At 66.4% G+C, this 21,099-nt stretch carries 16 protein-coding genes; 9 read left to right on the top strand and 7 right to left on the bottom strand.

Features of this window, described 5'->3' with window-relative positions; all coding sequences use genetic code 11:
• Positions 1-55 precede the first annotated feature (55 nt).
• The 3 genes from prpF to KHO41_RS12550 all read left to right on the top strand — a co-directional run bounded on the left by prpF (position 56) and on the right by KHO41_RS12550 (position 3,148).
• Positions 56-1,249, top strand: a complete 1,194-nt coding sequence (prpF, locus tag KHO41_RS12560; protein ID WP_211953607.1) for a 2-methylaconitate cis-trans isomerase PrpF — start codon at positions 56-58, stop codon at positions 1,247-1,249.
• 324 nt (positions 1,250-1,573) lie between these two features.
• Positions 1,574-2,698 (top strand): asparaginase, encoded by a 1,125-nt coding sequence (locus KHO41_RS12555; RefSeq protein WP_211953606.1) that lies wholly within the window; start codon positions 1,574-1,576, stop codon positions 2,696-2,698.
• 231 nt (positions 2,699-2,929) lie between these two features.
• Positions 2,930-3,148, top strand: coding sequence for a hypothetical protein (locus tag KHO41_RS12550; RefSeq protein WP_011297976.1), 219 nt, complete (start codon positions 2,930-2,932; stop codon positions 3,146-3,148).
• A gap of 10 nt (positions 3,149-3,158) precedes the next feature.
• Here the strand turns inward: KHO41_RS12550 and KHO41_RS12545 are convergent, their stop codons facing one another.
• Positions 3,159-4,550: a heavy metal sensor histidine kinase gene (locus KHO41_RS12545; RefSeq protein ID WP_211953605.1), complete on the bottom strand. Its 1,392-nt coding sequence runs from the start codon at positions 4,548-4,550 to the stop codon at positions 3,159-3,161.
• Entirely contained in the window at positions 4,547-5,221 is a 675-nt protein-coding gene (locus KHO41_RS12540) for a heavy metal response regulator transcription factor (RefSeq protein ID WP_211953604.1), read from the bottom strand. Before KHO41_RS12540 ends, KHO41_RS12545 begins: the two co-directional genes overlap by 4 nt.
• Before the next feature lie 198 nt (positions 5,222-5,419).
• Between KHO41_RS12540 and KHO41_RS12535 the strand changes: the two genes are divergently transcribed.
• The 3 genes from KHO41_RS12535 to KHO41_RS12525 all read left to right on the top strand — a co-directional run bounded on the left by KHO41_RS12535 (position 5,420) and on the right by KHO41_RS12525 (position 11,382).
• The gene (locus KHO41_RS12535; protein ID WP_211953603.1) at positions 5,420-8,638 is read left to right on the top strand and encodes an efflux RND transporter permease subunit; all 3,219 of its coding nucleotides are present in this window, start codon (positions 5,420-5,422) and stop codon (positions 8,636-8,638) included.
• The gene (locus tag KHO41_RS12530; protein WP_211953602.1) at positions 8,635-9,852 is read left to right on the top strand and encodes an efflux RND transporter periplasmic adaptor subunit; all 1,218 of its coding nucleotides are present in this window, start codon (positions 8,635-8,637) and stop codon (positions 9,850-9,852) included. Before KHO41_RS12535 ends, KHO41_RS12530 begins: the two co-directional genes overlap by 4 nt.
• A gap of 105 nt (positions 9,853-9,957) precedes the next feature.
• Entirely contained in the window at positions 9,958-11,382 is a 1,425-nt protein-coding gene (locus KHO41_RS12525; RefSeq protein WP_244873812.1) for an efflux transporter outer membrane subunit, read from the top strand.
• On the opposite strand, the gene KHO41_RS12520 is transcribed toward KHO41_RS12525, so the two are convergent.
• From KHO41_RS12520 to KHO41_RS12505, 4 genes are all read right to left on the bottom strand, one after another.
• Positions 11,312-11,803 (bottom strand): lecithin retinol acyltransferase family protein, encoded by a 492-nt coding sequence (locus tag KHO41_RS12520; RefSeq protein ID WP_244873811.1) that lies wholly within the window; start codon positions 11,801-11,803, stop codon positions 11,312-11,314. The two genes, KHO41_RS12525 and KHO41_RS12520, sit on opposite strands and share 71 nt — an antisense overlap.
• A gap of 244 nt (positions 11,804-12,047) precedes the next feature.
• Positions 12,048-13,229 (bottom strand): CaiB/BaiF CoA transferase family protein, encoded by a 1,182-nt coding sequence (locus KHO41_RS12515; RefSeq protein WP_211953599.1) that lies wholly within the window; start codon positions 13,227-13,229, stop codon positions 12,048-12,050.
• Positions 13,230-13,242: 13 nt separating this feature from the next.
• Entirely contained in the window at positions 13,243-15,201 is a 1,959-nt protein-coding gene (locus KHO41_RS12510) for an AMP-binding protein (RefSeq protein ID WP_211953598.1), read from the bottom strand.
• 81 nt (positions 15,202-15,282) lie between these two features.
• Complete coding sequence (locus KHO41_RS12505; protein ID WP_211953597.1) at positions 15,283-16,092, bottom strand: enoyl-CoA hydratase/isomerase family protein; 810 nt, start codon at positions 16,090-16,092, stop codon at positions 15,283-15,285.
• A 479-nt stretch (positions 16,093-16,571) separates the two neighbouring features.
• On the opposite strand from KHO41_RS12505, the gene KHO41_RS12500 reads away from it, so the two are divergent.
• From KHO41_RS12500 to KHO41_RS12490, 3 genes are all read left to right on the top strand, one after another.
• Positions 16,572-17,492, top strand: a complete 921-nt coding sequence (locus KHO41_RS12500) for an alpha/beta hydrolase (protein WP_211953596.1) — start codon at positions 16,572-16,574, stop codon at positions 17,490-17,492.
• 265 nt (positions 17,493-17,757) lie between these two features.
• Positions 17,758-19,020 (top strand): CaiB/BaiF CoA transferase family protein, encoded by a 1,263-nt coding sequence (locus tag KHO41_RS12495; protein ID WP_244873810.1) that lies wholly within the window; start codon positions 17,758-17,760, stop codon positions 19,018-19,020.
• A gap of 34 nt (positions 19,021-19,054) precedes the next feature.
• Positions 19,055-19,855: an SDR family NAD(P)-dependent oxidoreductase gene (locus tag KHO41_RS12490; RefSeq protein WP_211953594.1), complete on the top strand. Its 801-nt coding sequence runs from the start codon at positions 19,055-19,057 to the stop codon at positions 19,853-19,855.
• Between the two features lie 36 nt (positions 19,856-19,891).
• On the opposite strand, the gene KHO41_RS12485 is transcribed toward KHO41_RS12490, so the two are convergent.
• On the bottom strand, positions 19,892-21,046 hold the full coding sequence (locus tag KHO41_RS12485; protein ID WP_211953593.1) for a CaiB/BaiF CoA transferase family protein: 1,155 nt from the start codon (positions 21,044-21,046) through the stop codon (positions 19,892-19,894).
• Positions 21,047-21,099: the final 53 nt, after the last annotated feature.

Genomic DNA, 21,099 nt, shown 5'->3' with positions numbered 1-21,099 from the left:
CGGGCGGTGCGGCAACGTACCGCCCGCTGCAGTTTTGACCAGGACAAAGACTTCCATGGCCCACGTACCCCAGATCAAGATTCCCGCCACCTACATCCGCGGTGGCACCAGCAAGGGCGTGTTCTTCCGCCTGCAGGACCTGCCCGAGACGGCGCAGGTTCCCGGCAAGGCACGCGACGCGCTGCTGATGCGCGTGATCGGCAGCCCGGACCCGTACGGCAAGCAGATCGACGGCATGGGCGCCGCGACGTCGAGCACCAGCAAGACGGTGATCATCTCGAAGAGCAGCCGTCCCGACCACGACGTCGACTACCTGTTCGGCCAGGTCTCGATCGACCAGCCGTTCGTCGACTGGAGCGGCAACTGCGGCAACCTGTCCGCGGCAGTCGGCCCGTTCGCGATCAGCGGCGGCCTCGTCGATGCCTCGCGCGTGCCGCAGAACGGCACGGCTGTCGTGCGCATCTGGCAGGCGAACATCGGCAAGACCATCATCGCCCACGTGCCCATCACCAACGGTGAAGTGCAGGAGACCGGCGATTTCGAACTCGACGGCGTGACCTTCCCCGCCGCTGAAGTGCAACTCGAATTCATGGACCCGGCAGCCGACGAAGAAGGCGACGGCGGCGGTGCGATGTTCCCGACCGGCAACCTCGTCGACGACCTCGAAGTGCCTGGCGTCGGCACGTTCAAGGCGACCATGATCAACGCCGGCATTCCGACGATCTTCGTCAACGCAGAAGCCATCGGCTACACCGGCACCGAACTGCAGGAATCCATCAACGGCGACCCGAAAGCGCTCGCGATGTTCGAAACGATCCGTGCCTACGGCGCCGTGCGCATGGGCCTGATCAAGAACGTCGACGAGGCCGCGAAGCGCCAGCACACGCCGAAGGTCGCCTTCGTCGCGAAGCCGAAGGACTATGTCGCATCGAGCGGCAAGCCGGTCGGCGCCGGCGACGTGGACCTGCTCGTACGCGCGTTGTCGATGGGCAAGTTGCACCACGCGATGATGGGTACGGCGGCCGTGGCAATCGGTACTGCCGCGGCCATCCCGGGTACGCTGGTCAACCTGGCGGCCGGTGGCGGCGAACGCAATGCGGTGCGCTTCGGCCATCCGTCGGGCACGCTGCGCGTGGGTGCGGAAGCAAGCCAGTCCAACGGCGACTGGACCGTAACCAAGGCCATCATGAGCCGCAGCGCCCGCGTGCTGATGGAAGGCTGGGTACGCGTTCCGGGCGACGCGTTCTGATTGGACAGCGCCGGGACACCTTCCCGGCGCTTTTGGCCCTTGGCGGTGGTTGCGATGCATCCGCCGGCCACGCGGCCCGTCCGCACCATGCGCCGCAGCAATGGAAATGCGGATTTGTATGTGATTTGAGTTATCAACTTGCGAGGGTCATGCCGAATCGGCATAACCCTGGTATCTCCTCTCGCGTGGCGATTTCTCCTGCCTTATAGTTCGACCCGCTGCCGACCATGGCCCGAAACCCGGGCCTCCTGGCAGCCACCAATCGAACATAAACGGCGGCGTCCGGCCCAAAAGGCACGCAAGCCGTTTGCACCGAGGAGAATCATGAAACGTTTCGCCCGCACCACGACGCTGGCCGCTGCCCTGCTCGCCGCCAGCCTGATCACTGGCACCGCCCACGCCCAGCTTGCCCCGGCCACCCCGTCGTCGGGAACGCCCGCCGCGACGCAGGCAGAAGCCCGCAAGGCCAACATTGTCATCATCGGCACGGGCGGCACCATTGCCGGCGCCGGCGCATCGGCGACCAACACGGCGGCCTACCAGTCCGCGGTGGTGCCGGTCGACAAGATCATTGCCTCGGTGCCGGAGATCTCCAAGGTTGCGAACGTCAAGGGCGAGCAGATTTTCCAGATCGGTTCGGAGAGCTTCAACAACGAGCGGTTGCTGAAGCTGGGCAAGCGCGTCTCGGAACTGCTCAAGCAGCCGGACGTGGATGGCATTGTCATCACGCACGGCACCGACACCATCGAGGAAACGGCTTACTTCCTGAACCTGACGCTCAAGAGCGACAAGCCGGTGGTAGTGGTTGGCTCGATGCGCCCGGGCACGGCACTGGGCGCGGACGGCGCGCTGAACCTGTACGACGCCGTGGTGGTGGCTTCCAACCCGGCGTCCCGGGGCAAAGGCACGCTGGCTGTGCTGAATGACGAGATCCACACCGGCCGCGATGTGACCAAGAGCAACACCTTCAAGGCGGAAACCTTCCGCTCGCCGTTTGGCCCGCTTGGCTATGTGGTGGAAGGCCGCACGCTGTTCTTCCGCCTGCCTGCCCGCCCGCACACCACGCAGACCGAGTTCGACATCGACAAGATCGACAAATTGCCTGAAGTCGCAGTGGTCTATGCATATGGCAACGTGAACCCCGGCAGCGTCGACGCGGCGGTGAAGAACGGCGCCAAGGCGATTGTCTATGCCGCCACCGGCAACGGCAGCGTCGGCGACTACATGGTCGAGCCGCTGAAGGCCGCGCGCGCCAAGGGCGTGCATATCGTGCGCGCCTCGCGCACCGGCAGCGGCGTGGTGGTCCGCAACGCCGAGCAGCCCGACGACAAGTACGACTGGATCGTCACCGACGACCAGCTGCCGCAGAAGGCGCGCATCCTGATGGCGCTGGCGCTGACCAAGACCAACGACAGCAAGCAGCTGCAGCAGATCATGTGGAAGTACTAAGCGTTCGAGGCTCTCCCTCTTTGTGCTGGTAGTAAGTTGAGCGCGCCGGAATCCGGCGCGCTTTTTTGTTTGAGGGTGGGACCTGTCGGTTAATTGCGTTAATCAGACTTAGGCCGCCGAACGTTAATGACAAATTTGTCATCAACCTGCCGGTCAATGGTTGGAGTCCCCCTCCTAGACTCGTTTCCACGGCAAGACATTCGCTTGCCGGGAAACAGTCAGGAGAACACCATGAAGCCATCCCATCGATTCATCGTTGCCGCCGTGCTTGCCACCGCGCTGGGCTCCGCCGCGCAGTTCGCTTCGGCGGTATCCGATCCTTCCGCCACGGCGTTCGAGTCGGGCAACGCCGACCAGGTGCACCGTCAACGCGATCCTTTCACCGATGGCGCCAACAACAATGCGCGCGATCCTTACCTGGATGGCGCACACCAATCGTCGGAAGGCTGAAAACAGCAGCTCAGGGAGATGCCGGGCGCTCAGGAAAGACCAGTCGGAAGATGGTCATTTCGCCCGGCGTCGATTCGGCCTGCACCGTGCCATGGTGAAGTTCCATGATGGTCTTCACGATGGCCAGTCCGATGCCTGAAGACTCAAGCGAATTGGCACGCGCCGGGTCACCGCGGAAAAAGCGGTCGAACAGCTTAGGCAGATGCTCGGCCGCAATCCCCGGACCCGGATTGCTGACTTCGATTCTGGCCTCGCCCTCAAGCTGGCGCGCTGACAGCCCGATCTGTGCCCCCGCCGGGGAATAACGCACTGCATTCGAGATCAGGTTGCCAATGGCCCGACGCAGCAGGAACGCATCAGCAAAGACCGTCCCGCGTGCGTCGACGCATATGGTTATCTGCCTCGAATCCGCGAGCAACTCAAAGTAGTCGGCCTGCCGCTCCAGTTCCACGGCCAGGTCCAGATCAACATAGTTGAGAGCGACGCGTGCGTTGTCCGCACGCGCCAGGAACAGCATGTTTTCGATCATGCGGGCCAGACGCTCATACTCCTCGATGTTCGACGCCAGCAACGCCTGGTATTCGTCTGCAGAGCGGTCGCTCGCGAGCGCCACCTGTGTTTGCCCGAGCAGGTTGCCAATCGGCGTTCGAAAATCGTGTGCAAGATCGGCAGAGAACTGCGACAGCCGCTCGTACCGTTCACGTAGCCGTTCGATCATGTGCTGGAGCGCCTGCGCAAGCTCGTTCAGCTCGGCCGGAAGCTCCGAAGGATCGACAGGTAATGCACCGCTAGAGAACGTGACCGTCTTTGTCCCGGCTGCGATCCGCCTGAGCGGGGCCATACCGGCATGCAGTGCGGCATAGCCAAGCAAGCCGGCACCCAGCGCGCCGAGGCATGCTGCGATGATGACTTTCCATCGATAGGCGCGCAGGAGCGCCAGGCGCGAGGCGGCAACCTGATAAAGCACCACCTGCGGCTGCCCAGGTCCTGCCAGCATGAGTACACCGCGCACCGGGTAGCCATGGCTTGTACTCCATGTCTGGATCGCATTGCCGTCAATCGGCGCGCCCGCCGCAAGGCTGGTCACCTCGGGAATGGCCCCTGCATCGGCGCCAGTCGCCAAAAGCAAGGTCCCGTCCGGCAATCGCACCCGCAGGCCGTATTCGTCATTGCCGGAAACCACACTGCCCAGTTCGCGCAATCGTTCCGCCGCGCTGCCGTCGCGCTCGGCCAGTTCGGCGCGCGCGCGGGTCACCTTGCGCAGCAGTTCCGCGTCATCGCGTTCGATAATCTGTGTGGCGAGCGCCTGGTAAAGGTACATGCCGACGCCGGCAAAGGCACAGCCTGCGATCAGCGCAAATGACAGCGCGAGACGCGTGGTCAGTGAGCGTGCCCGTGTCACGATGGCCGTATTTCGAGGACGTAGCCGATGCCGCGTACGCTGTGGATCAGCTTCGGCGCGAAGTGGTCGTCCATCTTTGCGCGCAGGCGGCGGATGGCCACGTCCACCACATTGGTATCGCTGTCGAAGTTCATGTCCCAGACCTGGGAGGCAATGTGCGTGCGGCTGAGCACCTCCCCATGCCGCCTGGCCAGGAAATGAAGCAAGGCGAATTCACGCGGGGTCAGGTCGATGCGCTGCCCCGCCCGGCTGACCCGATGGCGGATCACGTCGATCTCCAGGTCGCCGATTTCGATACGGTCGGCCTCGCGCACCGGTCCGCGCCGCAACAGCGTGCGTACCCGCGCCAGCAACTCGACAAAGGCAAACGGTTTGGCGAGATAGTCATCGCCGCCGAGCTCCAGGCCGCGGACACGGTCTTCCACTTCGTCCCTGGCCGTCAGGAACAGGACCGGCGTGTCCTTGCGCTCGCGCAGCTGCCTGAGCAGATCCCATCCGCTCATGCCGGGCAGCATGACATCCAGGATGATCAGGTCGTAATCGTGTTCCGTGGCCTGGTGCAGGCCATCCCCGCCGGTCACCGCGACGTCGACCACAAAGGATGACTCGGTCAGGCCTTTGCGCAGGTATTCGCCCGTCTTGGGCTCGTCTTCCACCACAAGAATCTTCATGGTCCTTCCGTTCCAGGCCCCTTGCGCTTATTGCGCATGCCTGCTTTCGCCGATCCGATGATAGTGGCGCCGCTGGCCGCTCAGGATGACAAGACTGTAATCGTTCTGTTGGCGTCCGGCGCACCGCTGGCTTCCTAGAATCCGGTCGACATGCCAGGCGTCGCATTCAGCGGGCCAGGCAGCCTTCTGGGGGATGAAATGTGGATTGTCAGGCTCGCTCTGAGCCGGCCTTATACCTTCGTGGTGCTGGCCATCTGCCTGCTGCTGGCCGGCCCGCTGGTGATTCTGCGCACGCCTACCGACATTTTTCCGTCGATCGATATCCCGGTGGTCAGCGTGGTGTGGACCTACAACGGCCTCTCCGCCGAAGACATGGCGCAGCGAATGGTGACGGTGTACGAGCGCTCGCTGACCAACAGTGTCGACGACATTAAACATATCGAATCGCAGACGCTGCCCGGCGTGGCGGTCATCAAGGTCTTCTTCCATCCCGGCGCCGATATCAATCGCGCGATTGCCCAGGCCTCGTCGGGCGCGCAGTCGATGCTCAAGAGCTTGCCGCCGGGCACCACACCGCCGCTGATCCTGAGCTACAGCGCCTCGACGGTGCCCATCCTGCGGCTCGCGCTGGGCAGCGACAGCCTGCCAGAGCAGGACCTTTACGATCTCGGCAACAGCTTTATCCGCACGCAGCTCGCTACCGTGCAGGGTGCATCGATCCCCTTGCCCTACGGCGGCAAGGTCAGGCAGGTGATGGTGGATCTCGACACGCGTGCGCTGCAGGCGCGCGGCCTGTCGCCGCTGGACGTGGTCAACGCCATCAATGCCCAGAACCTGATCCTGCCAGGCGGGACGGCCAAGATGGGCGCGCTCGAGTACCGCGTCGACCTGAACGGCAGCACGCAGACCGTCGCGGCGCTGAACGACCTGCCAGTCCGAAGCAGCCCGGATGGCACCATCTACGTGCGGGACGTGGCGCATGTCCGAGATGGCTATGCGCCGCAGACCAACCTGGTGCGCCGCGACGGCAAGCGCGCCGCGCTGCTGGAGATCGAGAAAAGCGGCAAGACGTCGACCTTGTCGATCATTGCCCAGATCAAGGCCTTGCTGCCGAAGGTCACTGCAGGGCTGCCGAAATCACTGCAGGTGCAGCCGATCTCCGACCAGTCCGTGTTCGTGCAATCGGCCATTGACGGGGTCCTGCACGAGGCACTGATTGCCGCCTGCCTGACTGCGCTGATGATCCTGCTGTTCCTGGGCAGTTGGCGGTCCACGCTGATCATTGCGGTCACGATTCCGCTGTCGGTGCTGGCGGCCCTGATCGCGCTGTCCGCGCTGGGCCAGACGCTGAACATCATGACGCTGGGCGGACTGGCACTCGCCGTGGGCGTGCTGGTGGACGACGCCACCGTGGCCATCGAGAACGTGACGCACCATCGCGAAATGGGCAAGCCCCTGGAACAGGCGATCCTGGACGGATCGGCGCAGATCGCGCTGCCTACGCTGGTCTCCACGCTGTGCATCTGCATCGTGTTCCTGCCGATGTTCATGCTGAGCGGCGTGGCGCGCTACCTGTTCGTGCCGATGGCCGAAGCCGTGGTGTTCGCGATGATGGCCTCGTACTTCCTGTCGCGCACGCTGATTCCGACGCTTGCCCACTACCTGTTGCGCAGCGAAGCCACCAAAGGGAACGGCGCCGCCACCGCTGGCCGTGTGCGGCGGTTCTTTGCAGGCCTGCACCACCGCTTCGACCTGGCATTCGAGGCCTTGCGTGCGCGTTACAGCCGTCTGCTCGGCACCGCGCTCGCTCACCCGAGGCGTGCCGTGCTCGTGTTCGCGCTGGGCTGCGCCGGCTCCATGGCCCTGGTGCCTTTTCTTGGCCAGGACTTCTTCCCGAGCGTGGACAGCGGCGAAATCCGCCTGCACATGCGTGCGCGGACCGGCACGCGCATCGAGGAAACCGCACGCGTTGCCGATGAGGTGGAGACGGCCATCCGCAACGAGGTCGGCCCGGCACGCGTGTCAGGCATCGTCGACAACATCGGCCTGCCGGTCAGCGGCATCAACCTGACCTACGATTCCGCGCTGCCGATCGGCACCGCCGATGCGGAGATCCTGGTGTCGCTGAAGCCCGGCAGCGGTGGCACCGCGGATGTGGTCGACAGGCTCGGCGCCCTGCTTCCGAAGGCATTTCCCGGCGTGAGCTTCTCGTTCCTGCCGTCGGACATGGTCAGCCAGATCCTGAACTTCGGCCTGCCCGCGCCGATCGACGTGCAGATCGTCGGCAATGACCTGAACGGCAATCGCATGGTCGCGCAGCAGCTGCTCGGGAAACTGGCGACGGTGCCGGGGCTGTCGGACCTGCATATCCAGCAGCCGGCCGACCAGCCGGCGCTCACGGTAAATGTGGACCGCACGCGCGCACTGCAGGCCGGGCTGTCGCAGCGGGAAGTCGCGCAGAACCTGCTGATCTCGCTTTCCGGCAGCAGCCAGACCACGCCGAACTTCTGGCTCAATCCGAAGAACGGGGTGAGCTATCCGTTGACGGTGTCGGTGCCTCAATATGCGATGGGATCGCTGCAGACGCTGTCGAATATCCCGCTCGGGCTCGGCGCCGCCACGGCAAGGCTTGGAGGTGCCGGTGAGTTGGGACTCTTCAGCAGCGTGACCCGCACCAGCCAGCAAGGCGTGGTGTCGCACTACAACGTGCAGCCCGTGCTGGATATCTTCGGTGCCGTGCGGGGCCGGGACCTGGGCGCCGTGGCGGCCGACATCGACCGCATTGTCGCCAGCGCGCGCAAGGACCTGCCGGCCGGATCCGATCTGGTGGTACGCGGGCAGGTCCAGACCATGCGGACCTCGTTTTCCGGACTGATGGGAGGCCTTGCCGCGGCCATCGTGCTGGTCTACCTGCTGATGGTGGTCAACTTCCAGTCCTGGCTCGACCCGCTGGCGATCCTGGGCGGATTGCCCGCCGCGCTGTCCGGCATCGCATGGATGCTGTTTGCCACGCGCACCACGGTCAGCGTGCCTGCCCTCACCGGCGCCATCATGTGCGTGGGCATCGCCACGGCAAACAGCATCCTGGTGGTCAGCCGGGCGCGCGAACTGCTTGCCGAAGGGAGGCCACCATTCCGGGCGGCGTTCGATGCCGGCGCCGGCCGCTTCCGCCCGGTGGTCATGACCGCGCTGGCCATGCTGTTCGGCATGGTGCCGATGGCACTTGGCGCCGGTGGCGCAGGGGCCCAGAACGCGCCGCTCGGGCGCGCCGTGATCGGCGGCCTGGCCTGCGGCACGGTCGCCACGCTGGTGCTGGTCCCGGTCTTCTTCGCGATGCTCCACACCTGGCTCGGCACGCGGTCCGCTGCAATGCCTGCGCCCTCGACACTTGGTTCTGATGAAAAAGGTCTGGTATGACACTGCCCCTGTTGCGGGAATCCGCTGACAATGCACCGCCTGAAGCTTCCTGTCCCCCGCCTGCCGTGCGCGGGAGGACGCGCCTCATTCTGGCTACCGCGATCGTGCTGGCCTGCGCACTTGCCGCCGGCATCGTGCCCAGGCTGCACGCCCAGGCTGCGCTGGCCCAGCGCACCGCGCAGGCGATAGTGCCGGCCGTCAAGGTCGTGCGGCCCGGGCATGCGGCGGCAGTACGCGAGATCGTCCTGCCCGGAGATGTGCGGGCCTATCAGGATGCAGCGGTCTATGCGCGCGTCAGTGGCTATCTGCGGCGCTGGTATGCGGACATCGGCACGCCGGTGAAGAAGGGCCAGTTGCTGACCGAGATCGACGCACCGGAAGTGGCCGACCAGTTGCGCCAGGCGCGCGCGGACGAAGCGACCGCCGCTGCCAACTACGCGCTGGCCCGGAGCACCGCGGACCGCTGGAAGGACCTGCAGGCGTCCAACTCTGTCGCGCAGCAGGAGACCGACCAGAAGATCGCCGATATGCAGGCCAAGTCTGCCGCACTGGCGTCGGCGCGCTCGAATACGTCGCGCCTCGCGCAACTGGCGTCATACACGGAGATCCGCGCGCCCTTCGACGGCGTGATTACCGCCAGGAACGTCGATACCGGTGCCTTGATTGATGCCGGCAGCGCCCCCGGCCAGGGTCGTGAACTGTTCCACATCTCGGCGGGCGGCACGCTGCGCGTGTACATACAGCTTCCCCAGGACGCCAGTGCGATGGTGGGCCCGGACATGCAGGCGTGGCTGACGCTGCCGCAATCGCCAGGCGAGCGGTTTGCCGCCACGGTGACGCGCAATGCCGGCGCCTTCGATGCCGCCACGCGCAGCCTGCGGGTCGAACTCGAGGTCGATAGCCACGGCGGCCGCATCCTGCCGGGCGCCTATGCGGAGGTGCACCTGAGCACGAATGCGGAAGCCGCTGGCTTCGACCTGCCGGCCAGCACACTGGCGTTCCGTCCCGCAGGTCCGAGCGTCGCCGTGGTCGGCAAGGATGGGCGCGTGGACATTCGCAACATCACGCTCGGCCGTGACTTCGGTACCCACGTGGAAGTGCTGGGCGGACTGCAAGGCACGGAGCAGGTCATCGTCAACCCGGGTGACGGCCTGATGGCTGGCACCCCGGTACGTGTCGTTGCCGACCAGGCCGGTGCGGCCCGGTCGTCCTGATCGCTTTGCCATCACATCATGCTCAACACGTCCGCGACGGAACACCGCAAAAAGCAGCCTGCCAGGCATGGAGCACTCAGACACCGGGCCGGGCACGCACTGGCGATGGGGCTCGCGATCCTGCTTGCCGGATGCGCGGCCGCCCCGCCCTATCAGCCGCCCGCCACTGACCTGCCAGCTGCCTACAAGGAGGCTGGCGCCAGCCCGGCCAGACCCGGTGGCCCCGACGCGATCGCGCCCGACTGGTGGCGCGCCTATGGCGACGCGACACTCGACCGTCTGGAAGCGCGCGTCGAAGTCTCGAGCGAGACCCTGCGCAAGGCCCTGGCGCAACTGCAGGATGCCCAGGCCCAGGCGCGGGCCGCCAGGTCGGCCTACTTTCCTGCCGTGACAGCCGGCGCGGCATTCAGCAGGAGTCGTGTCTCTGACAATGTCGTGGGGCGATCGCTGGCGGGCAAGACCACCAATGACTATCTGCTTGGTGTGGGCGCGTCCTGGGAGCCGGACCTGTTCGGGCGCATCGGCAGCACCGTAAATGCCGCCGAGGCACGCGCACAGGCCAGCGCGGAAGACGTGGCCGCCGTGCGTCTGGGCCTGCAGGCGGAGCTGGCCGACGATTACTTCGGCGTGCGCTCGCTCGATCGGGAGGCGGGGCTGTTACAGCAGACCATCGAGGCATACACGTCAGTGCTCGAACTGGTCACGAACCGATACCGTGGCGGCATCGCCACGGAGGGCGACGTCGCCCAGGCCCGGGCCCAGCTGGAAAGCACTCGCGCCCAGCTGTCGGACCTGCGCCTGAACCGGTCACAGCTCGAGCACGCCCTTGCCACGCTGGTGGGCGAACCGGCAAGCCGGTTTTCGCTTGCGCCGGCTGGCGGGATGGGCCATCCGGAACAGCTGCCACCAGTCCCGGCCGCCTTGCCCTCGCAACTGCTCGAGCGCCGGCCGGATGTCGCCGCGGCCGAGCGCAGGGTGGCGGCCGCGAATGCGCAGATCGGGGTGGCGCGGGCCGCCTTCTTCCCCAGCCTGATGCTGACGCTGGGCGGCGGCCTGGAAAGCTCGAGCCTGGCAAGCTGGCTGACCGCACCAAGCCGCTTCTGGGCCCTCGGGCCGGCATTGGCCGGCACGCTGCTGGACGGCGGGCGCCGCCGCGCCGGTGAAGACAGCGCCCGCGCGCAGTTTGACGCCAGCGCCGCGGACTACCGGTCCACGGTGCTGCGCGCAGTACAGGAAGTCGAAGACGGCTACGCCGCCATCCAGGCCTTGCAGGACGAAGCGAACAGCCAGCGGATTGCGGCGCAGTCCTCTGCCCGGGCCCTGTCTGTCGGGCTGGACCGCTACCGGAAAGGCGCGGTGGCCTACCTGGACGTCAATGTCCTGCAGGCGGCCTCGCTTTCCAGCGACCGCGCACTCGAGAATGTGCGCCGGCGTCAGCTGACGGCGAGCGTGGGGCTCATCAAGGCGCTCGGTGGTGGCTGGGAAGGCACGGGGCCAGGGGCGCGGTCAGCGCCACCACCGCATGAGTAAGAACCGGCGAAACCTGTGCGGCCGACGCCAGCCAGGCGCCGAACAGGATGATCAAGATCCGTAGCGCGACCCATGGATTGAGCATAAAGGCCCGTACCTGCTCGCTCTCGCTCTTGCCATACAGGCACCACGTACAAAAATGCTCGCAGTTGTTACTCAAGACACGGTAGCAATCCTCGCCGAGCCGCGAGCGCGCACGTCTGGCAGCCTCCTGCTCAACGTACTTCGGACGCGGACCAGCAGCGATCCAGATTGCGCCACCGGCGGAGAAGTCCGCGAGGCTGACCTCCTCGACCGGGCCGCGCCGCAGCGCTCCCGCCAGACCCGCGTAGTGCACAACCTTGTCGTGGCCCACATAGATGCCGTGGTGGTTGTAGCCGTGCCGGGGGGTGACAAGATGGGCACCGATGGGCGGTTCCATGCAGCGCCAGGAGCCCCATACCGCCGCCGGTACATCGGCACCGCCATTCCGAGAAGAGCTTGCTAGGTCCATATTTCACCGCCTGAACAACTGATCCTTGATCAAAGCGTAGGGACCGCCAAGCATTAACAACAATTAAACCTATTTCTGATGCTCATAAATGATCTTATATATGACGCATTGGAATCAAATCCCGGCAGTCCAGAATCGCGCATGCGCGCTCCTGCTTGCCGACCCGGCTTTCTCAGATCACGCCCCGCTCGCGCAGCACCGCGATCTCGCCCGCCGCATAGCCCGCATCGCGCAGCACTTCCTCGGTATGCTCGCCCGCCGTCGGCGGACGCCGGGCGATGGCTGGCGCGGTGCGCGACAGCGACACCGGCGTGGCAACGAGCGGCACCTGCGCCGCCGCGCCCGGGTAGTCAACGCCATGGAACGCGCCGGAAGCACGTACGACTTCGTCCTCCAGCGCCTGTCGCGGCGTGTTGACCGGACCGCCCGGAATGCGCGCGTCCTCCAGCATCGCCAGGGCTTCCTCGCGCGTCCGGCTGGCGCACCAGTCCGACATGATGTCGCTGAGGACTTCGCCATGCTCGCCGCGCATCGCATCGTCCGCGAAACGCGGATCGTCCAGCAGCTCCGGGCGCCCCATCATGCGCGTCCAGCGCTTGAACATCGCGGGTCCGATCACCTGCGCGATGATCCAGCCGTCCTTGACGCGAAAGATGTCCGACGGGCCATAGGTCGGGCTGCGGTTGACCGTAGCCTGCCGGTTCAGGCCGCGCAGTGCCTCCTCGATCAGGCTGCCGCTGGACAGCGTGAGCGCCGTGTGCAGCAGCGACGCGCCGACCTCCTGCCCCTGCCCGCTCGACTTGCGTTCGTAGAGCGCCATCATGGTCCCGAGCGCGCAGCACAGCGCTGTCGAAAAATCGACGACCGGCACCATCGATTTCATGGGATGGTCCGGCAGCCCCGTCAGGTGCACCGCCCCGCTCATCGCCTGCCCGACGCCGTCGAAGCCGACACGGTCGCGCACGGCCGGGTCGGCGCCGAACGCCGACGAAGCGGTCAGGATGATGTCGGGCTTCACCTTGCGCAGGCTCTCATAGTCGAGCCCGAGCGCCGCGATGGTACGCGGCGGCATGTTCGCCACGACCACGTCGGTATCCAACAGCAGCTTGCGGACCACTGCCCGGCCCTCCTCGCTGTCGAGATCGAGCGTGATCGAGCGCTTGTTCCGGTTGACCTGCAGGAAGAACGCGCCCTCGCCTTCACTGGTCACCGGCGCGACGAAGCGGTCTTCGCTGCCGCCGACACGGTCGATGCGGATGACGTCGGCGCCGAAGTCAGCAAGCAGTGCAGCGCAAAACGGGCCCGCGATAAACCTGCCGAAATCCAGGACCCTGATACCTTCGAGCACTTTCATCTTGCTTCCCGCCTCATACCTGCACGCCGGCGCCCGATGCCGCGCGGATTTCGTCGAGCGACGCGGGGTTGTCGAGCGACGAGAGGTCGCCCGGTGGCGTGTTGCAATACACGCTGCGGATCACGCGGCGCATGATCTTGGAACTGCGCGTCTTCGGCAACTGATTCACCACGTGCACCGCGCTCGGCCGGAAGGGCCGCCCGAGGCGCTTGTCGACATGGCCGGTGACGCGGGACACGACCGCATCTGCGTCCACATCACCGCCAGGTTCGCCGACGACAAACACCACGAGCCGCTGCCCCTTGTCCTTGTCGTCCACGCCAATGGCCGCGGCTTCCGCGACTTCCGGCAGTTCCAGCACGACTTCCTCCACCTCCGCAGGCCCGAGCCGCTTGCCCGCCACCTTCAGCGTATCGTCGGAACGTCCCATCATGAAGAACGTGCCATCCTGCCGGCGCAGCGCCAGGTCGCCATGCACCCAGAGGCCGGGGATGGTGTGCCAGTAAGTGTCGAGATAGCGCTCCGCGTCCTGCCAGAACGATTGCGTCATGCCGACGAAAGGCTGGCGAATCACCAGTTCGCCCACCAATCCGGTCAACGGCGTGCCGCTTGCGTCCACCACATCCACGTCCACGCCCGGCGAGGTCGTGTTGAAGCCGCTCGGCGGAATCGGCCGGACGACCACGCTCGACAGCAGCGCGCCCGACACCTCGGTGCCGCCCGTGTAGTTGATCAGGGGCTGCGTGCCGCGCCCGAGAGTCCGCTGGAACCAGCTGAAATGTTCCGGGTCGATGCCCTCGCCGGCGGTAATCAGCAAGCGAACCGAGGATACGTCGCCCTCCAGCGCCACCTGCTCGTTGCTGGCGAGGCCCCGGATCAGCGTCGGCGCCGAGCCGAAGTGGGTCACCTTGTGCCGCTCCACCAGTTGCGACATGCGCGCCCAGCTCGGGTAGTCGGGTGCACCGTCGTAGCAGACTAGCGTAGCGCCGCGCAGCAGCGCGCAGCCCAGCACCAGCGTGCCGGCAATCCAGCCCATGTCGGCAGGCCAGCAGAACACATCGCCCGGCGCCACATCGAAGTGCACCACGGCATCATGGGCAATCTTGAGCGGGAAGCTGCCGTGTGTATGGACGACCCCCTTTGGCTTGCCGGTCGTCCCCGAGGTGTAGATCACCATGAAGGGATCCTGCGGCCCCAGCGTGACAGGCTCGGCCAGGCTTCCGGCGCCCGACGCCATCACCGCCTGCCAGTCGAGATCCTGCGGCCCGACCGCCTGCGCCGCGCCAGCCTGCTTCCAGATCACGCGCTTGAGCGCGGGCAGCCGTGCCCACGCCTCACGCAGCGTTCCTTCCACGTCGATGCGCTTGCTGCGCCGGCTGAAGCCCGTGGAGGCAATCGCCGTAGTGGCCTCGGCCGCCGACAGCCGCGCGACGATGGCATCCACGCCGAAGCCGCTGAACAACGGCACGACGATGGCCCCGATCGACGCGAGCGCCAGCAGCGACACCGTCGCCTCGATACCGTTCTCCATCAGCAGGCCCACGCGCTCGCCGCGCCCGATGCCGAGCCCCTGCAAGCCGCCTGCGAACTGGCGCACACGTGTTCCGAGCTCTGCATAGCTGACGGTCTGGACCTCGCCGTCCTCCCGTTCCGCGACGACGGCCGCCTGATCGCGCGTGCGGGGATCGTGCGTCCAGGCCAGCACGGTGTTGACCCAGTTCAGCCGCCCGCCCGGGAACCACTGCGGGAATTCACGTGGCGATGCCGGATCGAGGTAGCCCGTCGGCGGCGTGTCCCACACGATCCCGCAATGCTGCATGGCCACCTGCCAGTAGCGGTCGGGATCATTACGCGAGAGTTCGAGCAGGTCGTCGTATCGCGTCATTTCGAACGCGCGCATCAGTTGCGCGATGCCGGAGGACTGCAACTCGCGCGGGCCCGGCTTCCAGGTGTTGGCTTCGGTATCCATCATGTCTCGCTTCAAAATCTCTCGGGGCGACGGCTCAACATCGCCGCAATGCCCTGCCTAATGCTGTGTTTAAAGCCGTGTCGCTCAGCCGGGCAGCTTCGCCGACGGGAACTGCGGCGCGCGCTTGTTGCGAACGGCGTCGAGGCCTTCGCGCGCATCGGCGCCAAGGAAGCCCAGCATCTCGGCGGCCAGCGAGGCGTCGAAGATCGGACCGGCCATCTGCATCCAGTTGTTGATCGACATCTTGGTGGCGCGAATTGCCGTCTGGCTGCCGCGCGCGAGCGACTGGGCCACGGCCAGCGCGCGCGCCATCAGTTCCTGCGGCGGCACGCAGAATGTCACCAGCCCGAGGCGTTCCGCTTCCTTGCCGTCGATAAAGTCCGCGGTCATCAGGTAGTACTTGGCCTTCGCCACGCCACAGAGCAGCGGCCAGACGATGGCGGCATGATCGCCCGCCGCCACGCCCAGGCGGGCGTGGCCGTCGGTGAACCGCGCCGATTCGGCAATGATGCTGACGTCCGCCAGCAGCGCGACCGCCAGCCCCGCGCCGACGGCGGTGCCGTTGATCGCCGAAATGATCGGCTTCTCGCAGGCCAGCATGTTGTAGACGATCTCGGCGGCCTCCTTCTTCACCACCGCCACTGCCTCGGGGTTGCCGACCATCTCCTCGACCCATGCCAGGTCGCCGCCCGCCGAGAATGCGCGCTCGCCAGCGCCCGTCACCACCACCACCTTGACCGACGGATCTTCATTGACGACCCCCCACAGCTTCGTCAGCTCCCAGTGGAGCCGGGCGTTGGTCGCGTTCATCACCTCGGGCCGGTTCAGGGTGGCGAGCAGGACGCCATCGGGCTGCCGGTCGAACAGGATGAACTGGAAGTCTTCGTAACGCATGGTGCAATGTCCTGAAAATGATGGGGTGACAGGCCCCATTACACGGGGCGGCGCGGGGGCGCTCAATACATCGGCGGCAGATGTTCCGTACTCTGGAAAATCAGGCGCGGACAGGCAATGCGATGCCATGTGCGCTCTCCTGCTGCCAGGCATTCCCGTGGGCCGCCATGCATCGAAGCGTAGGCACTCCGGTTGTGCGCGCCAACTGGCCTTTTCCGAAGCGCTGGTTCGTGCGCATCGAAGCCCGCCGGCAGGTTCATCGCCACCGAATCGCCGCTTCGAGAAACGTCAGTGCGTTCGGCACCGGCAGGCCCGAAACGGCCTCTACACTGGAACTTCTATGCGTTCGTCGTGCCAGCCGCCGTCGCCATCCTGCTCGTGCCGCTGATCCCGAAGCCGCCACCGGAACCCGACGCGCCACGCGCGAAGTACAGTACCGCCGACCAAGCCTGCAACCCTCTATGCAACGAGGCAGAACCATGAAAACCGTCAGCATCCCGCATCAGTCCTGGCATATCTCCGCCGACCTCCACTTCCCGCCGGACTTCGACGAGAAGAAGAAGTATCCCGCCATCATCAGTGCCCATCCGATCGGCAGTTGCAAGGAGCAGACCTCGGGCAACGTCTACGGCACCGCGCTCGCCGAAGCCGGCTTCGTCGTAATCGCGTTCGACGCCAGCTTCCAGGGCGCCAGCGGCGGCGAGCCGCGCTATATCGAGGATCCCACGCTACGTGTGGAGGACTTCCGCGTTGTCGCTGACTACCTTGTCACGCTCGACTATGTGGACGACCACCGCATCGGCGTACTCGGCATCTGCGGCGGTGGCGGCTACTCCATCAATGCCGCCATGACGGAGCGCCGCATCCGCGCCGTGGGCACCATCACCGGCGTCAACTACGGCCGGCTGATGCGCGAGGGCTTCAGCGGCTACGATCCGATCGGCGCGCTGGAGGCGATGGCGCAGCAGCGCACCGCCGAGGCACGTGGCACCGCGCTGCGCGTGGACGATCTGCTGCCGCCGTCGCCCGAGGAAGCGAAGCAGCGCGGGCTGACAGAGATCGACGTCTACGAGGCCACCGAGTACTACCGCACGCCCCGCGGGCAAAAGCCGCATGGCGCCAACCGCTCGCTGTTCTCCCACCAGGGCGCCGCGGTCGGATGGGACGCCTTCCACCTGGCCGAGGTCCTGCTGACGCAGCCGCTGATGGTGGTGGTCGGCGACAAGGTAGGTGCCTTCGGCGCCTACCGCGACGGCTGCGAGATCGTTGGCCGCGCACGCTCGGCGAAGAAGGAACTCGTCGTGCTGGACGGCTGGTCGCACTACGACCTGTACGACAAGCCCGAGCCCGTGCGCAAGGCGCTGGACAAGCTGATTCCGTTCTACAGGGAGCATCTCTGATACAGAGATCCAAGCCATGACGGACCAAACTATCGAACTCAGGCTCGAGGGCGGTGTGGAAGGACTGACCGCCTTCATCGAGCCAAAGACCATCGTGCCTGCCTGACGGTGGCGGCCGTCCGGAGCGGGCGAATGTCCGCCGCCCGCTCCGGTTCGTCCATTTCGGTTCGTCCGAACTGCCGCTTCGAAAATGGCAAGTTGGACGCACGGCTGGGTCGCTCTACCCTTTCATCAGACCCATACGGAAGATGCAAAGGAGACAGCCTTGAACACCGAATCCGGCCGCGCCACGGCGGCCACGCAGGACCCTTGCTCCACACCCGACCGACCGCTCCAGGGCGTGCGCGTGCTGGCCGTGGAGAACTTCGTCGCGGGCCCGTTCGCATCCATGTGGCTCGCCGACGCGGGCGCAGAAGTCATCAAGGTCGAAGCGCCGGCCGGCGGCGACTTCGCGCGCAGCACCAGCCCCGTCAGGACGGCGGAGGACGGCAGCCCGCACGCGCTGTCATTCCTGCGTGCCAACCGCAACAAGAAGAGCCTGACGCTGGACCTCAAGCAGGCCGAGGGCAAGCGGCTCTTCCTTGAACTGGCGGACAAGGCCGACATCGTGCTCGAGAACCTGCGCCCCGGCGTGATGGACCGCCTCGGCGTCGGCTACGACGTCCTGCGCGCGCGCAACCCGCGCCTGATCTATGTCGCCGTCTCAGGCTTTGGCCACACCGATGTGAAGCCGAGCCCGTACACCGACTACCCTGCCCTCGACATCGTCGGCCAGGCGCTCAGCGGCCTCATGTACCGGCCCGAGCGGCACGACGATCGGCCGACCTACCTTGGCTTCTCGATGACCGACCTGCAGGGCGGCATCCTCGCCGCGCAGGGCGCGCTGCTGGCTCTGTACCAGCGCGAGCGCACCGGGCGCGGGAAGAAGGTGGACATCTCGCTGTACGACGCCTCGCTGGTCCAGAACGAGATCTCGGTCACCATGTACTCGGCCTTGCGCAAGCCGCTGCCACCGGGGCTGCCCGCGGTGACGGCGCCGTTCGGCCCATTCCGCGCCAGCGACGGCCATATCGTCATCGCGGTGCTCGGCGAGCATATCTGGCGCCGCTTCTGCGAGGTGATCGGCAAGCCCGAACTGGTGGACGACCCGCGCTTTGCCGATGGCATCGCCCGCCGCCAGCACAGTGCCGCGCTGGATCCGCATATCGACGCGTGGCTCGCGACGCGCACGCGCGCGCAGGCCGTGGACCTGCTGCGCGAGGGCGGCGTGCCGGCGTCGGTGGTCAATGACGTGGCCGACCTGTTCGACTGCCCGCATGTCGCCGCGCGCGAGATGCTGATGACAATCCAGGACCCGGTGTGGGGCCCCGTGCAGGTGGTCGGCAACCCGATCAAGATGTCGGACGTACCCGAGCCGGATGCGGGCGTGCCGCCCCGGCTCGGAGAGCATACGGATGCGGTGCTGCGCGACTGGCTGCACCTTGATACGCGGCAGGTCGACGCATTGCGCGCCGGCGGCATCGTCTGACCGAAACACCGTGAAACACAGCAAGGAAACAGCAATGAAGAGTCTTGAAGGCAAGGTGGCGATCGTCACAGGTGGCACCGGCGGAATCGGTCGGGGCGTGGCGCTGCAACTCGCGGCGCGCGGCGCGCTGGTGGTCATCAGCGGCAGGAGCGCGGCAAAGGCTGAAGCCGTGCTCGCCGAATTGCGCGAGGTGGGCGGCCACGGCGATTTCATCGCCGGCGATGTCCGCGTGAAGGCCGACATGGACACGCTCGCCGCCGAGGCTGCGCGGCGCCATGGCGGCATCGACATTGTGGTCGCCAATGCCGGCGGCAACGACGACGAGGCGCGCCGCCCTGACGTGCGCGGGCCGTTTGGCGATATCGATCTTGCGCGCGTCTGCGCCGTGGTGGCGGAGAACACCGCCGCGAAGCTGCTGCCGGTGCAGTCGGCCCTGCCTTTCCTGCGCGAGCGCGGCGGCGGCGCCGTGGTCTTCGTGACCTCGGAGGGCGGCCGCGTGCCGACGCCGACGCAAACCGCTGTCGCCACCTTTGCCGGTGGCCTGATCAGTGCGAGCAAAGTGCTGTCGAAGGAGTTGGCGCGCGACCGCATCCGCGTGAACTGCGTGTGTGTGACGGTGGTCCGCGACAGTCCGTCGTGGAATGCCGCGTTCGAACGCGCCGACGGCGTGTCGGACCGGCATCGCAAGCAGTACGAGAAAATTATCGCGAGCAGCCCGCTCGGCGTGGCAGGCCCGGAGGATATCGGCCAGGTGGTCGCCTTCCTCGCCTCCGACGAGTCGCGCTATCTGACCGGTGCGACCGTCAGCCCGACCGGCGGGCTGACCGTTCACTGACCATTCACTGACAAGCGGGCCGCACGGCCCGCTGCCTCACACGATGGCACCGGCCGTGCGCAACGCCGCAATGTCCGCTGCGCTGAAGCCCCAGTCGCCGAGCACCACGTCGGTATGCTCGCCGGGGCGTGCGGGGGAATTCTGAATCGCACCGGGTGTGCGGCTGAAGCGCGGCGCCGGGGCGGGTTGCACGACACCGTCCCGTTCGACATACGTGCCGCGCTCGCGCAGATGCGGATGGCCGGGCGCCTCCGCCAGCGACATCACTGGCGCAAAGCACACCTCCCGCCCTGCGGCCAGCGCACACCATTCGTCGCGCGTGCGCGTGCGAAAGATCTCCGCGAATTTCGCCTGCACTTCGGGCCAGCGTGAGCGGTCGTGCTGATCCGGCATCTGCGCCGCGTCCAGTCCGAGCACTTCCAGCGTCTGGCGCCAGAAGCGCGCCTCGTTGGAGCCGACGCTGATCCAGCGGCCGTCCTTCGTCTCGTAGACGTTGTACCAGGGCGCGCCCGAATCGAGCCGGTTGCTGCCGCGCTCGTCTTTCCAGTAGCCGCTCGCGTACATGCCGTAGAAGAGCGTCATCAGCGAGGCGGAGCCGTCGACCATCGCGGCATCCACCACCTGCCCCTTGCCCGAGCGCCGGCTTTCGAGGATGGCCGAGACGACACCGAGCGCCAGGTACAGCGAGCCGCCGCCGAAGTCGCCTGCCAGATTCAGCGGGATCACCGGCGGTCCGCCGGCGGTACCGACCGCGTGCAGCACGCCGGTCAGCGCGATGTAGTTGATGTCATGGCCGGGCGCCTGCGCGAGCGGGCCGTCCTGGCCCCACCCCGTCATGCGCCCATAGACCAGCGCGGGGTTCACTGCAAGGCAGTCTTCGGGGCCCAGCCCCAGCTTCTCAGCCACACCCGGCCGAAACCCTTCCACCAGCGCGTCGGCCTGGCCGACGAGCTTCAGCACCGCGGCCTTCGCTTCGACCTTTTTCAGGTCGAGCGCGGCGCCGCGCCGGCTGCGGTTGAGCAGGTTGAAGCGTGGATCGCCGGGCTGCCCGCCATCGTGGCCCGGTGGGCGGTCGATGCGGACGATGTCCGCACCAAGGTCCGCGAGCAGCATGCAGCAGAACGGCACGGGCCCCGTGCCGCCCAGCTCCACAATCCTGACGCCCGCGAGCGGGCCCTGGGTCTTGCGCATCGTGTTGGTCTCCTCAAGCGTTGAAACCCGGCTCGCTGACGAGCCGGGTGCCG

This window comes from Cupriavidus numazuensis (assembly GCF_905397435.1).
Classification (GTDB): Bacteria; Pseudomonadota; Gammaproteobacteria; order Burkholderiales; family Burkholderiaceae; genus Cupriavidus; species Cupriavidus numazuensis.
This window is presented reverse-complemented; position numbering and strand designations above follow the sequence as displayed.

Coding starts and splice junctions, on each gene's coding strand:
- prpF (WP_211953607.1), top strand. CDS start 56: ATGGCCCACGTACCCCAGATCAAGATTCCCGCCACCTACATCCGCGGT.
- KHO41_RS12555 (WP_211953606.1), top strand. CDS start 1,574: ATGAAACGTTTCGCCCGCACCACGACGCTGGCCGCTGCCCTGCTCGCC.
- KHO41_RS12550 (WP_011297976.1), top strand. CDS start 2,930: ATGAAGCCATCCCATCGATTCATCGTTGCCGCCGTGCTTGCCACCGCG.
- KHO41_RS12540 (WP_211953604.1), bottom strand. CDS start 5,221: ATGAAGATTCTTGTGGTGGAAGACGAGCCCAAGACGGGCGAATACCTG.
- KHO41_RS12535 (WP_211953603.1), top strand. CDS start 5,420: ATGTGGATTGTCAGGCTCGCTCTGAGCCGGCCTTATACCTTCGTGGTG.
- KHO41_RS12530 (WP_211953602.1), top strand. CDS start 8,635: ATGACACTGCCCCTGTTGCGGGAATCCGCTGACAATGCACCGCCTGAA.
- KHO41_RS12525 (WP_244873812.1), top strand. CDS start 9,958: ATGGGGCTCGCGATCCTGCTTGCCGGATGCGCGGCCGCCCCGCCCTAT.
- KHO41_RS12520 (WP_244873811.1), bottom strand. CDS start 11,803: ATGGAACCGCCCATCGGTGCCCATCTTGTCACCCCCCGGCACGGCTAC.
- KHO41_RS12515 (WP_211953599.1), bottom strand. CDS start 13,229: ATGAAAGTGCTCGAAGGTATCAGGGTCCTGGATTTCGGCAGGTTTATC.
- KHO41_RS12510 (WP_211953598.1), bottom strand. CDS start 15,201: ATGATGGATACCGAAGCCAACACCTGGAAGCCGGGCCCGCGCGAGTTG.
- KHO41_RS12505 (WP_211953597.1), bottom strand. CDS start 16,092: ATGCGTTACGAAGACTTCCAGTTCATCCTGTTCGACCGGCAGCCCGAT.
- KHO41_RS12500 (WP_211953596.1), top strand. CDS start 16,572: ATGAAAACCGTCAGCATCCCGCATCAGTCCTGGCATATCTCCGCCGAC.
- KHO41_RS12490 (WP_211953594.1), top strand. CDS start 19,055: ATGAAGAGTCTTGAAGGCAAGGTGGCGATCGTCACAGGTGGCACCGGC.
- KHO41_RS12485 (WP_211953593.1), bottom strand. CDS start 21,046: ATGCGCAAGACCCAGGGCCCGCTCGCGGGCGTCAGGATTGTGGAGCTG.